We start from the raw sequence: 14,356 nt of genomic DNA, 5'->3' as shown, positions 1-14,356 counted from the left end.
TAATCGCGTTCGAGTTTTCTACCCGTTGTGCAGCCGTGCGCACCTTTTGCACGGCTGGTAGTAGTAACGCGAGAAGCACTGCAACAATCGCGATCGCTACCAGCAATTCAAGAAGCGTGAACGCGAATCGCGGTCGAATTGCCATTGTTGCTATCATTTTCAAGTTTTAATTTGATTATTTGGTGTCTGAGGCTTCAGCTACCTGCGCTACACGCGCTGCATAACGGTTTGAAGTCGTAAGATACCGAAGGTCGGTTTTTTCTGAAATGCGATTGCGTTCAGTCGGTGTGACGTGCGGAAAGTGAATGTTCTGCGGGCGATCGCGTGGCGGGCCGGCTCGACGCCGCGCTGCGCGATTTGGCGTTCTACCGCGTCGATGTGGACGGCACGCCGGTTGACGGCATGCTCGCGCTCCGCATCGTCCTCTCCCGCGAAATGAATCTGGCCGTGTTCGGCGTTCTCCTCTGGAACCGGCCGAGCAAACATCCGGGGAACGCGGGGCAGAACAGGTGATCCGCTACTCATGGTTCGCGCCATCTTTCTTGGCCGACTGATGCTGTCTTTACGTCACTATTCCGGTATAAGTCTTTAGGTTTGGTATCAGGCTTGGCGCTGCGGGGCGTTCCTTCGGCAGACCAAATGCTGGTTCGGCGAGGGAGCCGCAATGCAGGTGGGTAAAGGCGAGCAGTCGTCGCGGCGGTGGAAATGGGTTGCCATCGCGTCGATGGGCATGGCCGCCTGTCTGCTCGCCGCTCTGGTGGTGGCGGTTGCGGCCCCCGTTCGACTCACCCGCATGACCGACGACCGGCTGCTCGGCTCCTGGCAGTCCGACGCCGACCGGACCGTCGCCGGCATCCGGGAGCGGAAGCCGGTGGACGACAAGCAGGAGGCCGCCCTCCGCACCCTGTTCGGCAAGCTGCGGGTGACGTACACCGCGACGGCCTTCACGGCCGACCTCAACGGCCAAGCGGAGACGTACCGGTACGCCGTGCTGGGCAAGGACAAGCACTCGGTCGTCATCCGCGAGATGAAGGACAAGCCGTCGCCGCTGGACGGCGTGATGGAACTGAGCGAGTTCACGGTCATCCAGTTCGACGGCCCGGACGCGTACTGGGTGACGACCCAGATCGGCGGCATCCGCGAGTACTTCAAGCGGGTCCGGTAGCGGCTGGCACCACAAGCACGCCGAACCCGACGCGGCACCTGGCACTGCCGCGGGGTATCGCGATGCACCGCAGCTCGGGGCGTGGCGGTGCAGGTGGGCTGTTTGTTCGGCACAGAGGGCGCACCGCGTGACGGAGCAGGACTGGTTGGCGGCCACGGACCCCACTTCGCTGGTCGCTTACGTCCGAGGCCGGGCAACCGGTAGGCAACTGGCGATGGCGGCGATCGCCCTCTGCCGGTTGGACCGCGCTCTGATGGCGGAACGCCGCTTCAGCCGGTCGACGGTCGAGTGGTCCGAACGGGTGACGGATGGAGAGATCGCGTCCAACGACCCTGGTGGGTTGGCCCCTGGGGCCGGCTACCTCATGGGCGCGGCTGCGAACCGCTGTCAGTGCGTTACCGGGTTGGCCGCCGACGGGGAAATCGTCCGAGCACACGACTATTTGGCGGAGGTCGTGGAAATTCTGATCGACCAGGACTGGGACAACACCCGACGGTTGAAGCGGATGGCCGAGGTGTGCCGGGACGTTTTCGGCAACCCTTTCCGACCCGTCTCCTTATCCCAAGAGTGGCGGACCGAGGTCGCAGCGGGCTTGGCACATCATGCGTACAGGTCTCGGCGGTTTTCGGCGATGCCGATCCTGGCCGATGTTCTGCAGGACGCTGGGTGCGAGGATGAGCAGATTTTAGAGCACTGCCGCGGCTCCGGTCCGCATGTCCGCGGCTGCTGGGTTGTAGACTTGGTTCTCGGCAAGGAGTAGCATTGGGCCGAACCCGCCGCCGCACCTGACGCAAGCCGCTGATTCGGGACGCATCGTTCATCCGATGGTGGCGGTGCAGGTGGGCTGTTCGTTCGGCAGCGGAAGGCGCGAATGCGCGGGGGGCATCAGTTGGCAACTGAGACGACGCTTCTAACGATCTCCTTCCTCGTCGATCAGGACCCCGAGGTTGCCCGCCGCGCCTTATTACCGTTGCAAGCGGATGAGCAAATCCGCAAGGCCGTGCTCGCGGCATTGGCGGCGGTGCTGAGCGGGGAGCGGCCGGACGTGCGGGTGGAGTGGGAGTCGATGTCCCTCGTCCCGCTGGAGGGCAAGCCGGCCGTCGGTCGGTGTGCGGTGTGCAATCGGTGGGTATACGACCTGGAGAACGCCACCGAACTGACCCCGACGCGGATCAGTCGCGGGGCCGTCGTGGCCGGGCGGTATCGGTGCGACGAGCACCTGCCGCCGAAGCACCCGGTGTGCTTCGGCCGCGGGTACGACGGGCCGGTCCCGGACGCCGTAGTGTAGCTGCGGCGTCGGCTGCTTCCCACAGGTCAAACGCAACGCGGCGTCTACGTCGCCAGTGGGCAACGTTACCGCGGCCCGGTTCTTCGACCGGAAGCGGGTGCTCGACAACGGCGGGTTCGGACCAACGCGCCACAAGTTCCACGGAGGGGAGCGACATGCGCCGCAACGGGTTCACTCTGATCGAGCTTTTGGTCGTCATCGCGATCCTCTCGGTGCTGATCGGCCTCCCTCTCCCCGCGGTCCAGAAGGTCCGCGAAACCGCGGTGCGCATGCGCAGCTCGAACAACATGCGACAAATCGCCCTGGCCCTTCACAACGTGGCGAACACGCACGACGGGCGCCTCCCCTCGATTGATGCGGGAAAGGGGAGCATTAACCACCCGATCGACTCTCCGTTCGATTTCGTTCTCCCCTACGTCGAGCAGGACGCGCTGTACCGGCTCCGGCGCGAGAACCGGGCGTTCAACTACGTCTGTCCCGTCTACCGCAGCCCGGCGGACCCGACGCTGACCCCCGACGTCTCCTTCGCCACCCTGACCAGCTACGCCGTCAACGCGTTCGCGCTCGAGGGCTCGCCCTCGCTGGCCGCGACGTTCACGGACGGCACCTCGAACACCGTACTGCTGGCGGAGCGGTTCGCCCGGTGCGCGGACACGGCCACCGAGTACACGTACACCGATGTGGCCGTCGTCGCGCGGCGAGCGACGTTCGCCGACGGCGGCCCGGTCGCCGGCGGACGCAACTTGAATGACGTTTACCCCATGACATCGGCGGCCCCGCCCGTCAGTCGCGGCAGTCGAGGAGTCGTGACGTTTCAGGTTCTGCTGATGCCGTTCGCCGAGAGGTGCGATCCGTCCCTCGCGCAGACCCCGCACCGGGGCGGGATGATTGTTGCCCGCGCGGACGGGTCCGTCGGAACCGTCTCGCCTTCGATCGCCGAAACGATTTATTGGGGCGCCATAACGCCAAACGGTGGCGAGGTCCTGGACGAACGATAAGTGCCGCGCAATCGGTGCGCACAGAACAATTGGTATCACGGACAAATTCACGCTGTTCGCACTCTAATCCGCGGACAAGTGTGCCGGCCCCTTTAAAGCACACTCCGGACCCGCCCCAACTCACCCGCCGGTGTCCGTAATAGCGGATACAACAGGTGCGTAACCCGATCTCCCGGAACGCCCCATGCGCACCAACCCCGTCAAGCGGCTCCTGAAGGCCGGCCAGCCGAGCGTCGGCACCTGGCTCTCCCTGGGCAACATTACCGCGGCCCGCTTCCTCGCCCGGGCCGGGTTCGACTGGCTCACCGTGGATGTCGAGCACTCGCTGGTGAACGTCGAGACCACGACGCACATGATCGCGTCCATCGCGGACGCGGGGTGCGTGCCGCTGGTCCGCGTCCCGTCGAACCGGCACGACCACATCAAACGGGTGCTCGACAACGGCGGGTTCGGGGTCGTCGTGCCGATGGTGTGTACCCGCCAGGAAGCGCAGGACGCGGTCAGCGCGTGCCTGTACCCGCCGTTCGGGACGCGGAGCGTGGGCGGGAGCGTTCACGCGCTCAACTTCGGCGCCTCCCCCGTGGAGTACTACGCAAAGGCGAACGACGAGATCCTGATCGTGCTCCAGTGCGAGCACATCCAGGCCGTGCGCAACTTCGACGAGGTGTACTCCGTGCCCGGGGTGGACGCGGTGTTCGTCGGGCCGAACGACCTCGCGGCGAGCATGCGCGACCCCACCGGCCGGCCGCCGGCGGCGGACGTGTTCCAGCAGGCGCTGGCCGACATCCTCGCGGGCGCGAAACGGATCGGCGTGCCGGCCGGGATCCACACGTTCAGCATCGAGGAGGCGAAGGCGCGCATCGCGGACGGGTGGCAGTTCGTCGCGGTCAACAGCGAACTCAAGTTCATGGCCGACGGCGCGAAACAGGTCGTGGACGGGCTGGGGCTGGGCAAGGGCGGGGATCTGGCAAAGTACTGAGCCGCGTTAGATCGGGATTGACCACCGCCCGCGGTGCGGGTATGCCGCCGGAAACCTTTGTCTGGCGGTGGGCTCGGTACCGATGCGGCGGGCGTGTTTCGTGATCGTACTCGGGTGCGCGGCTGCGAGCGGGTGTTTCCTCGCCCGCGGCGACCGCGCTCCGGCGACCTCGGTCGCTCGCTCGCTCGCACCGGTCCAGCAGGCCGAGGGCACGTGCCTGGAGTACGTCATCCTCGAGCGGCCCCTCGGGGACCGGTTCCTCGACCGCGACCTGTGGGCCACGGCCCGCCCGGTCGGGGCACCGGAAACGCAGGTGCTCCTGAGCGAGAACGGGTTGCGGGTCGGCGTGCTCGCGGGCACGCTCCCGTCCAAGTTCCAAACGCTGCTCGAGTCGGACTCGGAGTCGCCACTCGGGCGCCGCCTGACGTTCGCCAACCGGAAGGAAGAGGTGCTGCCCACCAGCGGCCCGCACGAGCAAAGCGAGTTCGGGCTCTTGGCGGATCTGGCGGGCCGGCGCACAACGGTGGTGCTGAAGCAGACCCGGTGCGGGGTGCTGGTGCGCCCGGAACCGCTCCCAGACCAGCGGGTGCGTGTGACCTGCGAACCCCAGATACAGCACGGCGTGAAGCGGGAATGGCTCCGCCCGTCGGCCGACGGTACGGAACTCGTGAAGCACGAAGGGGTGCCGCTCGCGCCGTACCCGGCGCTCGCGTTCGATGTCTCACTGGGGCGGAACGAGTACCTGCTGATCGGGTGCCGATCAGACCAACCCGACACGATCGGGGCCGCGCTGTTCGGAGTTCAGGCGAACGGTCACCCGCGGCAGCGTGTGCTCGCCGTCCGGGCGCATCAGGTGAGCCCGGGGGGGGCGTCGGAACTGCCGCCGATCAGCGCCACCGCGCGCCGCCCGTCCATCGCCGCCGAAGCCGGGCGCCCGCGCTAACAACAGAGCAATTCGAAGCCGTGCGTCGAAGAGGCGGGAACGGTCACCGTCCTTTCGACGCCTTCTAGTTGGCAGTCCGACGCCGCACCCACGCCCCGAAGCTTTGCTGGCGCCCGCTGAGCAGCAGGTACACGAGCGCGAGCATCACCGGCGGCGCGGCCCAGAGCAACAACTCGACGGGCGGGAACTTCGGCGCCGATCCGGCTTCGGACACCACTTGCCCGGTGGACTTCCGCACGAGGAGTTCGCCCAGGAGCATCCCGCTCCCAATCAACACCACAAACGCCACCAGGTCCGCAATAAAGGGAAGCAATGTTGACGCGCCCTTCGTCTCGGATGGCGCGTCCGGCTCGACCGTAACGGGCCGCGTCCGGCGTCGCTCCGTCGGAGCCGGGAGGGGCGCACCATTGTCCGGTTCGCTCGCGGGCGTTGCCGGACGCGGGCGTTTCGGACCACTGGGCGCGTCAGGTTCGGGCCGGCTGGCGTCAGTCACGCTCGGAGCCGTGAACCCGACGTCCGGTGACACGTGCCGCTGAGCAACCAAAACACCATCACCCTCTCCGTTTTTCGGCAGAGGTACCACACGCGGTTCTACAGCCAGCTCGGCTTTCGGCGGCGGTGCAACTACTGCTACGGCCGGCGGCACGGGTTTCGCTTTCGCCGACACGGGTGCGGGCGGTGGCGACTCCGGCACGGCTTCCGGTGGCGTGATGCGCTCACCGCACTGTTTGCACAGCAGCGGAAGGTGCGCCATCGCCGGGTGCAGTTCGTAGTAGCGGTTGCAGTGCGGACAGTTGAAGCGAATCACGCGGTGCCTCAAATGCGAACGTCCCACCGAGCGCGATGATAGCGAAACTGCGCCGAGATGACATCCCGCACCGAAGTTGCGGTGCGCGGTCCGGACGTGGCGGCCGTTATAACCAGAACGCTGCGTCACCGTCACTTCTCACGCAATTCCTCACACCGCCCCGAGCCTGTACGGATGCCGTTCCTGCTGTTGAAACGGATTATGCCGCCGCTCGGAACGGCCCTTTTCGACTCACCGCACGCCCTAAGTGTCATCGAGACCCGCTGATGTGTTACAACCTACCCAATAAGAACAGTTGCGAGTGATGTCAGACTTGAACGCTTTTTTACAAAGCTGCGCGTCAGTTCGATCGCTGGGTCCTTGAGGCCGTTGTTATCCGCTGCTAGGCTAGAATCCGTGTTCGCGCTGCGTTCCGAATAACTCCTCTGACTGGCTCACGGGGCACCACATGCGCAGGGCAGCCGTCATCGCGGTTCTGGGGCTGCTGCTGCTCGGAGCGGCGCTTGCGGCCAGAGGAAAAGAGGGTCTCTTCTTAACGACCACTGCGCCCGCGATGCCCCTTGTCGCCGACGGCCCCGGCGACGCCGACACCGAAAAGCTGCTCAAGGAGTTGGGCTCGGACGACTGGCGCACCCGCGAGCGGGCCGGGCGCGAACTGGCCGAGCGAGGGGAGCGGGCGCTCCCTTACATGCGCCGCGTCCTCAACAACACGGACGACCCCGAGGTGCTGCGCCGGTTGTCGGTCTTGGTCCGCAAGATGGACCACGAGCGGCTCGTCGCGCCGAAGCGCGTCACCCTGAGCGCGAAGGGCCGCACCGCCAAGCAGATCTTCGAGGACATCGCCCGGCAGACTGGCTACCGGATCGAGTTCGGCGCGGCGTCCGATGCGAAGCACTCGTTCGAGTTCAGCGACGCCCCGTTCTGGCAGGCGGTGGACACGGTCGCCAACGCGGCCGGGGCTACCGTACAAACCGATTACGACGACAGCACGGTGCGGGTCTTCAACCAGGACGGCGCGAACCCGTACGTCACGTACCCCGGCCCGTTCCGGTTCATGGCGACCAACATCAACTCCAGCCGCAACGTGCAACTGTCTGGGATCAGCAAGCGCGGCGGCGGCGAGCGCGTTCACGAGTACCTGAACCTGAACTTCCAGGTGAACTCGGAGCCCAAGAACCCGATGCTCGGCATCTCGCAGGTGGAGCTACTGTCTGCGGTCGACAACTTGGGCGGGTCGCTGGTGCCGCCGCGCGAGCGCAACGGTTTCGAGTACCGGTCGGGCTACTACAGCCGCGGGAACCGCTCGCACACGCAGGGGATGAGCGTGAACCTGGCCCGCGCCGACCGCGGGGCGACCAGCATCAAATCGCTCAAGGCGACGGCCCGGATCGAACTCCTCTCGGGCACATCTCCGGAACTGGTGATCGCGGACCCGCTGAAAGTGAAAAAGAAGTCGTTCGCCGGCCGGAGCGTCGATCTGGAGCTGACATCGTGCGACGAGGACGCGAACAACAAGGGCACGTTTATGGTGAGCGTGACCGCGAAGAACCGCATGCCCGTAGACCCGCGCCGCGGAGACGACTACATGTGGGCCAACGCCATCCCCCAGCGCATCGAGCTGACGGACGAGAAGGGCACGCGGTACTTCAGCTACGGTTTACAGTCGAGCAACCACAGCCCCGGCGGGTTCCAGGCGGTGATGATGTTCGGGTCGGAGGACCGCCGCACCGGCCAGCCCGGGCCGAAGTTCGGCCCGCCGACCAAGCTAGTGCTCACCGAGTGGCACACGGTGACCCACGAAGTGGCGTTCGAGTTCAAGGACATCCCGCTGCCGTAGGAGGCGAGCGATGAACGTGAAGTACAGTCCGGCCCTGGTGCAGAACGCGATCCTCGCGCCTGCCGCACGGGCTCACGAGCCGGACATTCAGCGGATCATCGGAGCGGCTTACGAAGACGCCGTTGCGAGCTGGGAGCTGCGCACGGATCAGCCCCCGCGCGAACTCGTTCTTGTTATCCGAAACGGCGATCGGCAGGCGGAGGAACCGGTTTCGTATGAAGAATTGCGCGGCAGCAGTAAATTCGACTCCAAACTCAGCCGCATGAAGGACTCACTCGCCCACAACGGTGTGTGGCGCGAGGCCGTTCACGCCCTCATCGCAGATGCGCGCGTGTGGAGCGATGGCATACCCGGGGCGAGCGTCAACGACAGCGAGGTTGAGCTGAACGAAGAGCGGAGCGGGCGGTACACGTTGCCGGCACTCGAAATAAAGAGTCAAGGTTCGCTTATGTGGGTCAGGCCAGTCGCCGGATGGGTTGTCAACCCGAGCTGGGTGGAACGAGCCTCGGCGACTCGAAAGGCGATCGGACGGGCCGACCTCAGGGGGCCGGGCGGGCCGATCTACCTCTATTGTCTTGAGCCGGACAGGCACACCTCGAAGGCGGACTGGGTTTACGACGGACTCGTACTTTTCCCCGGCTGTGGCCCGAATCTGAGATACCAACTCGACAGGGACAGCTTCCTGAAGCTCGCCCGTGTGTGTCTTGATGGCTAACCCTCTGGATCCCATTTGGGCGTGGTACCAGCTCACGCTCGACTGCATGCGGGTGACGCAGCGAGCCGCGCGCGACCCGACACTCAGCACTGCGTTCTTGAGCAAGCACACGAACCTGTTCCCTCTCGATCCTGGCGCGAAGCTGTCGGCAATTGATGACGCGAAAGAGACCCTAGATCGATTGGCTGTGCTGGACTTGGCTACCGTGTTTGAGCGCACGCTGCGGACCCATTTGACGAGTTCGCTGCCGGTGATGATTTCTGACGGGCCGCCGTTCCTTCACTCCCTTCGAGACCGTGTCGAAAGTCGTGCGGAGAGGTGGACGTTCGATGAGTTGGTTGAGCTGTACGGGAGCGTTGGTGGGGGACCCCGCGGCCTCGTGAAGGACATCATCAAGTTCAGAGACTGGGCGGCTCACGGCTGGCATACAACCGCGAAGCCGGCCCCGAGCAACATTACACCGAGAGACGCTTACGAGCGGCTGACCGATTTCCTGATCGCCGCAAGACTCGCGACCTGATTGCGGCTCACTCGCGCTCGTCGCTGAAGACGCGGTCGAAGTCGCCGACGCCGACCCGCAGGGCGAACTGGCGAAAGTCTTCCGCGAAGTGGCCTGTGGTGTGGTGCAGGTGCTCGGCCTCGGAGATCAGCGGGAGCACAGCCCGGCGGCGCACCCCGTTCGCGCGGAGGATGCGCCGGAACGGCTTCAGGTTCCGGGCGTACACGTGCAGCAGCTTGTGCTCGTCGAACTGCACTTCCATCGCCCGGCGGGCCGCCATCACGGCGACACCCGTGCAGCCGTCGTGCGTGAGCAGCTCCTCGAAATCACAAAAGTGACTCGAGAGCACCGAGCGATCGATGTGCTCTCGGCGCAAGTCGAGGTGGACGTCGTTGGCTGTCCCGTGACTACTTTCGAGCACCACGTGAACCACTTCGCCCAGCGGCTCGAGCAGCGCGAGGAACGTTTCGAACAGCCGCTCCGCGGACACCGACGCCGAGAGCATCGGCAGCCGCAGTTGCGCGGTGCGGTCGCGGTACACGTCGATGCGGTAGCCCTCGCGGGGGCGCACCGGCAGCCCGACCCCGGGCCGGATCGCGTCCGTGAGTAGAAACGAGCCGTACGAATTCACCGACAGGTGAGTGGCCATCCGGTCAGGAGTCACGGGGACACCTCGCTGCGACAACGGTTCTGGAAGAACCCAAGAATCTGAATCAGTGGTGTCGCGTCGTGGCGGTCGGCGTCTTGGGGGAGAGCTTCGAGTAATTCAGCTTACTACCCAATTCGCGCCGCTGGCGTCCGTGCCGCCGGAATTATAGACCACCGACAAGCCCGGCGCGCGAGAAATGGCGCCAACTCCGGGTGTTCCGATTGGTCCGTCGGTGTATGATCGAGGCACTGGCGCGGACGACCGCCCCCCGCCGCGGCGCGAAACCGAAAAACGAGCTAACGCCGCCTCCCCGGCGTCCGATCTAATCAAGGACGACAGGCCGGAGCACCCGGAGCTTGAGGGACCACCGCCATGAAACTGCCGAACTTCGCGCCGCCGTTCGCGCTCCTGTTCGGGTGCTGCGCCGCCGTGGCGGCCGCGCAGCCCAACATCGTCATCCGCCCTCAGAAGTCCGGCGAAGAGAAGTTCGACGAAGCTCGGTTCCTGGTCATCCGGCCCAACGGGAAGCCGCCCTCCCTTTCGGGGCCGGCGCTCGCCACCCCGACGCTCCCCGCCAAAACCACATTGCCCGCGGGGGCGTTACAGGTGCCACCGCCGGGCGCGCCGAAGCTCGACGCCGACGTGGCGTTCGATTACTGGTTTGCGGCTGCGGTGGATGGCCAGCGGATCGGGTACGTACAGTGGGGCGCCAAGGCGACCAAGAAGAACGGGCGGGACCTGCTCGTCGGGGTGAAGTACCAGAAGTTCACCGTGTCGCGGTTCGGCGAGCGGGTGGGCCAGTGGGCCGAGGAGTCGTCCGTCGAGAGTCCTACAGGGGCCGTGTTCCTCACCGGGATGCGCCAGGGGATCGGCCACAACCAGGCGCTCGTGCTGAACGGAACCGTTGAAGGTAAGACGCTGAAGGTAACCGGCGAAGGCGCCGCGAAGGGGGCGTCCGACACCCCGTGGCCCGAGGGCGTGGTGGGGTGCGTGCGCGAGCCGGCACTGTTTAAAGAGAAACAACTCAAACCGGGCGAGTCGTTCGACTACCCGTCGTACATCGGCGTCATCAACCGCGTCGTGAAGATGACAGTGGCGCTCGAGGCCGAAGAGACCGCAACGCTGTGGGCTAAGGAACCAGCCCGGAAGCTCCTCCGCTACGTCTCGAAGATGGAACCGGTGGGCACGTTCAAGCTGCCGCCCGCGACGACCTGGGTGGACGCCGAAACGTTCGAGCCGCTGAAGATGGAGTTCGACTTCCCGGGGTTCGGCGGGAAGGTCACGTTCCTCCGCACCACGCGCGAAGCGGCAACGGCCGACGTGACGCGGCCCGTCGAACTATTCAACGCGCAATCCATCCGACTGGATCGCGAAATTCCGGGAATACACAGCCGTAAGAGTGCCGTCTATAAAGTGTCGGCCCCGAAGGACGACGACGCGGGCACCCTGTTCCCGGCGGACGGGCGACAGGTCGTTAAGAACCTCGACGCGCAAGCGAAGACGTTTGAGCTGAGCGTGTCGGCGTCCCACGGCCCGGTGAGGGGCGTCGCCGCGCAGCCCGCACCGGGCGCCGAGTTTACCGCGAGCAACTACTTCATCAACTGGGACAACGGCGGGGTGAAGGCGCACGCCGCCGCCGCGACCAGAGGGCTACCCGCGGCGACGACCGATTGGGATAAAGCGGTCGCCGTTGAGCGCTGGGTGAACCGGAACATGAAGGCGTTCGAGTTCTCGCAGGCGATGGCGACCGCCGACAACGTGGCGAAAACGCTTAGCGGGGACTGCACCGAGTACGCAATGCTGTCGGCGGCGATGTGCCGGGCGGTCGGTGTGCCGGCGCGGACGGTACTCGGGCTGGTTTACGCGCCCGCAAAAGACGGTAAGCCGTATCTGGCGTATCACATGTGGTTCGAGGTGTTTGCGGAGGGCCAGTGGCTGCCGCTCGACGCGACGCTCGGGATGGGCGGGGTCGGCCCGGGGCACCTGAAAATCGCGGACCACAGTTGGCACGACGAAAAGACGTTCGCGCCGCTGCTCCCGGTGCTCCGCGTTCTGTCGGCGAAGCCGGCCGTGAAAGTGATGGCGGTCGAACCTTGAGGCGGGCGGTTGGTGCGGTGGGGGATGCCCGTCGCGCCGTAATGCTTCCGAAGAACCCGACGCTCGGGCGACAAATACCGCGCGCGGGATTTTTTGGTGCGCGATAGCTTCGCCGGGACCGGCCGTCTATACTCTTGGCAAGCCGTCGGGCCGGTCCGCTGAGCTGGCGTTTCGGTGCCGGGTGCGCCGTTCGCCCCTGGTGCGTGTTCTTTTAACGGTGCGAGCAATTTCTTGATACTGTGGGCTGTGCGAATGGGCGGGATGTCAGTCAGGGTGTCGGCATGACGGACCGTGAACCGCCCGCCCCTCCACACCCGCCCGCCCGCCCGCGCACGGACCTCTCTCACGAAGGCAACGGCTCGTTGATGACCGCGACCCTCGTTCCCCGACCGACCGCCTCTGGACCCGGCGCGCCCCCCGCGCGGGAAGGCCATCCTGTGACCGATCCCGGCGATCGCGGCCGCCCGTGGCTCACTCGCTTGCTTGCGGGTGAGCTACCGCTCTCGTGCTTCCGTTCGGCCGAGCTTCCGCTTGCGGACCGAGCGCCGAGCGAGCACTACTGTGCCGCCCGCGCCGCGGCGTGCCCCGACCTGCTCGTTGTCCACGCCGACCCGGCTGCCGGTGAACGGTTCATCTTCGATCTCGCCACGATCGCGTCCGATCGCGTCCTGGTCCTTTCGCCCAACCCCGGCGTGGCGGACCGGCTCGTCGAGCGCCTGTGCGCGGCGTCGGTCGCGGCGCTGCGGGCGCTCGGCGATAACGAGAGCCCGTCCCGGCTACCGCCCGCCGTCGCGGCGGTCACGTCTGCGGCATTGGGTATCAACCGAGTCGCACAGTTGCAGCGGTCCTCTGCGGCGGCGGTGGCCGCCGCAGAGGACCGGGTTTCTGCGTTCGCGCCGGTGGCAAAGGCGATCGCGCGGCTGGTCGAGGTGAACGAGTCGCTCGCCCGGCTTGAAACGAGTCTGACCGATCTGACGGCCCGTCGCGACCGCGTTGAGGCCGATTTGCGGACCGAAACCGATACCCCGTTCGCTCGGGCGCTGGCGCAGCTCGACACCGACCACGCCGAGGCGGTGGCGCGGCGCAGCGACGAACTCCGGGCTGCAACCGCGGCCCGCGACGAAAAGCAGTCGGCGCTGGACCAAGCCCGGCACCTGCACGCCGAGGCCCTGCGTAAGCCCGGGTTCCTGTCGCGCTGGTTCAGCGGGAAGGCGAAGCCCGGGGCGATCGAACCCGCGGACCTCGAGAAGCAGATCCAGGTGCTTGAGGCCGAGGCCGCCGCGCTCGCCGAGCAGGCACGCGAGCTGGAAGCGACCGTGACGGCCTCCGCGACCGCATACGGCACGGCACGCGACACCCTGCTGACGAACGAACTGGCCGCGCGCCGCGCGGCCGCGGTCGCCGCGGCCGCCGCGGCCGAGACCGAACTCGCACGGGCACGGGCCGAATCGGCAGCGCTTAACAAGGTGATCGCTTCAACGGTGCCCGGTGACGACCACGGCGCGGCCCAAGCCGCGCTGGCCGCGGCGCGCGAGAAGGCGGCCGAGGCGGCGCGGGCCGTTCCGGTCGCTCCGCCTCGGGTGGTCGTCGGGACGCCCGGGAGCTTGAAGGTCGATCCGGTGTTCGCGTCGCCTGCCGGCGAACCGCCTTTCGGACTGCTGATATTGGACCGAGCTGAAGAACTGGCCGAGAACGACTTCCCCTGGCTGGCCCGGCTCGCCGGGCGGTATGTGCTGGTGGGCCACGCGGTTCCGGCAGACGAACCGCGTGGGCGGGGGCACGGGCGCGGTGGCGATGCTCCGTTTACGTCACGGTTGGCCCGCATGCTCGATCGTGAAACGTGGGCGGCTGAAGGGAACCGGCTGGTATGCCGGCTGGTGGCGCCCGACCCGGAGCAGCGCCGGCGCTTGGTGCGTGAGCCGCTCGCGGACCGCCCGGAGATTGAGTTGCGGTTCCTCGAAACCGGTGCCGAGCCGCAACTCGCGGAGATCACGTTTCCGTGGAACACGCCGGTGGCCGACGCGAAGCGGTTCCTGGCGGAAACGCTGGGTGAGGTCCGCCTCCGCCCGTGCGGCGAGTTCCGCTGGGAGACCACGGACGATGCGGTTGTCGCGGTGTGGCCTGCCGCGGACGGTCCGAACGGCGTGTGGGCCGAGTTGGAGTCCGGGGTACGTGAGAAGGTGACGGGGACCGGGCCTTTCGCGTTCACCGCCGCGGTTCGGTTCGATTTCGCCGCAGGTTGGGACGCGGACCGGGCGGCCGCGTGGCTCGACGCCCGGCTTCCGGGTGCCTCATCAAGCCGGTTCGCGGCCCTGCCCCGCGCCACCGCGCCGCGACAACGTTAAACTGGCTCTCCGCGATTCATGGGGAAGTCAGAC

General features: G+C 66.5%; 15 protein-coding genes. 12 read left to right on the top strand and 3 right to left on the bottom strand.

Annotated features, from left to right (window positions below; translation table 11 throughout):
* Nucleotides 1–145 (bottom strand): prepilin-type N-terminal cleavage/methylation domain-containing protein (locus R5W23_RS03630; protein WP_320685157.1); only part of this gene is annotated, 145 nt, incomplete at its 3' end.
* A 179-nt stretch (nt 146–324) separates the two neighbouring features.
* On the opposite strand from R5W23_RS03630, the gene R5W23_RS03625 reads away from it, so the two are divergent.
* The 7 genes from R5W23_RS03625 to R5W23_RS03595 all read left to right on the top strand — a co-directional run bounded on the left by R5W23_RS03625 (nt 325) and on the right by R5W23_RS03595 (nt 5,373).
* Nucleotides 325–513 carry a hypothetical protein gene (locus R5W23_RS03625; protein ID WP_320685156.1) on the top strand — a complete coding sequence of 63 codons (189 nt, stop codon included), beginning with the start codon at nt 325–327 and terminating at the stop codon, nt 511–513.
* A 151-nt stretch (nt 514–664) separates the two neighbouring features.
* A complete protein-coding gene (locus tag R5W23_RS03620; protein ID WP_320685155.1) occupies nt 665–1,165 on the top strand; it encodes a hypothetical protein in 501 nt (166 codons plus the stop codon).
* A gap of 214 nt (nt 1,166–1,379) precedes the next feature.
* Entirely contained in the window at nt 1,380–1,925 is a 546-nt protein-coding gene (locus R5W23_RS03615) for a hypothetical protein (protein ID WP_320685154.1), read from the top strand.
* Between the two features lie 111 nt (nt 1,926–2,036).
* The gene (locus R5W23_RS03610; RefSeq protein ID WP_320685153.1) at nt 2,037–2,453 is read left to right on the top strand and encodes a hypothetical protein; all 417 of its coding nucleotides are present in this window, start codon (nt 2,037–2,039) and stop codon (nt 2,451–2,453) included.
* 155 nt (nt 2,454–2,608) lie between these two features.
* Entirely contained in the window at nt 2,609–3,451 is an 843-nt protein-coding gene (locus tag R5W23_RS03605) for a DUF1559 family PulG-like putative transporter (protein WP_320685152.1), read from the top strand.
* Between the two features lie 184 nt (nt 3,452–3,635).
* Complete coding sequence (locus R5W23_RS03600) at nt 3,636–4,430, top strand: HpcH/HpaI aldolase family protein (RefSeq protein WP_320685151.1); 795 nt, start codon at nt 3,636–3,638, stop codon at nt 4,428–4,430.
* 82 nt (nt 4,431–4,512) lie between these two features.
* Entirely contained in the window at nt 4,513–5,373 is an 861-nt protein-coding gene (locus tag R5W23_RS03595; protein WP_320685150.1) for a hypothetical protein, read from the top strand.
* A gap of 64 nt (nt 5,374–5,437) precedes the next feature.
* Here R5W23_RS03595 and R5W23_RS03590 read toward each other — a convergent pair whose 3' ends face one another.
* Nucleotides 5,438–5,686, bottom strand: coding sequence for a hypothetical protein (locus R5W23_RS03590; RefSeq protein ID WP_320685149.1), 249 nt, complete (start codon nt 5,684–5,686; stop codon nt 5,438–5,440).
* 943 nt (nt 5,687–6,629) lie between these two features.
* On the opposite strand from R5W23_RS03590, the gene R5W23_RS03585 reads away from it, so the two are divergent.
* From R5W23_RS03585 to R5W23_RS03575, 3 genes are read left to right on the top strand one after another with little or no spacing between them, the layout of a single operon-like run.
* Complete coding sequence (locus R5W23_RS03585; RefSeq protein ID WP_320685148.1) at nt 6,630–8,018, top strand: HEAT repeat domain-containing protein; 1,389 nt, start codon at nt 6,630–6,632, stop codon at nt 8,016–8,018.
* Nucleotides 8,019–8,028: 10 nt separating this feature from the next.
* On the top strand, nt 8,029–8,733 hold the full coding sequence (locus R5W23_RS03580; protein ID WP_320685147.1) for a hypothetical protein: 705 nt from the start codon (nt 8,029–8,031) through the stop codon (nt 8,731–8,733).
* Nucleotides 8,726–9,253, top strand: coding sequence for a hypothetical protein (locus tag R5W23_RS03575; RefSeq protein WP_320685146.1), 528 nt, complete (start codon nt 8,726–8,728; stop codon nt 9,251–9,253). Before R5W23_RS03580 ends, R5W23_RS03575 begins: the two co-directional genes overlap by 8 nt.
* A 7-nt stretch (nt 9,254–9,260) precedes the next feature.
* Here the strand turns inward: R5W23_RS03575 and R5W23_RS03570 are convergent, their stop codons facing one another.
* The gene (locus R5W23_RS03570) at nt 9,261–9,896 is read right to left on the bottom strand and encodes a hypothetical protein (protein ID WP_261190688.1); all 636 of its coding nucleotides are present in this window, start codon (nt 9,894–9,896) and stop codon (nt 9,261–9,263) included.
* A 357-nt stretch (nt 9,897–10,253) separates the two neighbouring features.
* Here R5W23_RS03570 and R5W23_RS03565 point away from each other — a divergent pair, with 357 nt between their 5' ends.
* Together R5W23_RS03565 and R5W23_RS03560 are read left to right on the top strand one after the other, a co-directional pair.
* Nucleotides 10,254–11,978, top strand: a complete 1,725-nt coding sequence (locus tag R5W23_RS03565; RefSeq protein WP_320685145.1) for a transglutaminase-like domain-containing protein — start codon at nt 10,254–10,256, stop codon at nt 11,976–11,978.
* A gap of 437 nt (nt 11,979–12,415) precedes the next feature.
* Complete coding sequence (locus R5W23_RS03560; RefSeq protein ID WP_320685144.1) at nt 12,416–14,323, top strand: hypothetical protein; 1,908 nt, start codon at nt 12,416–12,418, stop codon at nt 14,321–14,323.
* Nucleotides 14,324–14,356 lie beyond the last annotated feature (33 nt).

This window comes from Gemmata algarum (genome assembly GCF_034097035.1).
Lineage (GTDB): Bacteria > Planctomycetota > Planctomycetia > Gemmatales > Gemmataceae > Gemmata > Gemmata algarum.
This window is presented reverse-complemented; position numbering and strand designations above follow the sequence as displayed.

What these genes read in the sequence shown, in the direction of transcription:
- R5W23_RS03575 (WP_320685146.1), top strand. Translation starts at nt 8,726, where the DNA reads ATGGCTAACCCTCTGGATCCCATTTGGGCGTGGTACCAGCTCACGCTC.
- R5W23_RS03620 (WP_320685155.1), top strand. Translation starts at nt 665, where the DNA reads ATGCAGGTGGGTAAAGGCGAGCAGTCGTCGCGGCGGTGGAAATGGGTT.
- R5W23_RS03595 (WP_320685150.1), top strand. Translation starts at nt 4,513, where the DNA reads ATGCGGCGGGCGTGTTTCGTGATCGTACTCGGGTGCGCGGCTGCGAGC.
- R5W23_RS03615 (WP_320685154.1), top strand. Translation starts at nt 1,380, where the DNA reads ATGGCGGCGATCGCCCTCTGCCGGTTGGACCGCGCTCTGATGGCGGAA.
- R5W23_RS03600 (WP_320685151.1), top strand. Translation starts at nt 3,636, where the DNA reads ATGCGCACCAACCCCGTCAAGCGGCTCCTGAAGGCCGGCCAGCCGAGC.
- R5W23_RS03605 (WP_320685152.1), top strand. Translation starts at nt 2,609, where the DNA reads ATGCGCCGCAACGGGTTCACTCTGATCGAGCTTTTGGTCGTCATCGCG.
- R5W23_RS03610 (WP_320685153.1), top strand. Translation starts at nt 2,037, where the DNA reads ATGCGCGGGGGGCATCAGTTGGCAACTGAGACGACGCTTCTAACGATC.
- R5W23_RS03565 (WP_320685145.1), top strand. Translation starts at nt 10,254, where the DNA reads ATGAAACTGCCGAACTTCGCGCCGCCGTTCGCGCTCCTGTTCGGGTGC.
- R5W23_RS03580 (WP_320685147.1), top strand. Translation starts at nt 8,029, where the DNA reads ATGAACGTGAAGTACAGTCCGGCCCTGGTGCAGAACGCGATCCTCGCG.
- R5W23_RS03585 (WP_320685148.1), top strand. Translation starts at nt 6,630, where the DNA reads ATGCGCAGGGCAGCCGTCATCGCGGTTCTGGGGCTGCTGCTGCTCGGA.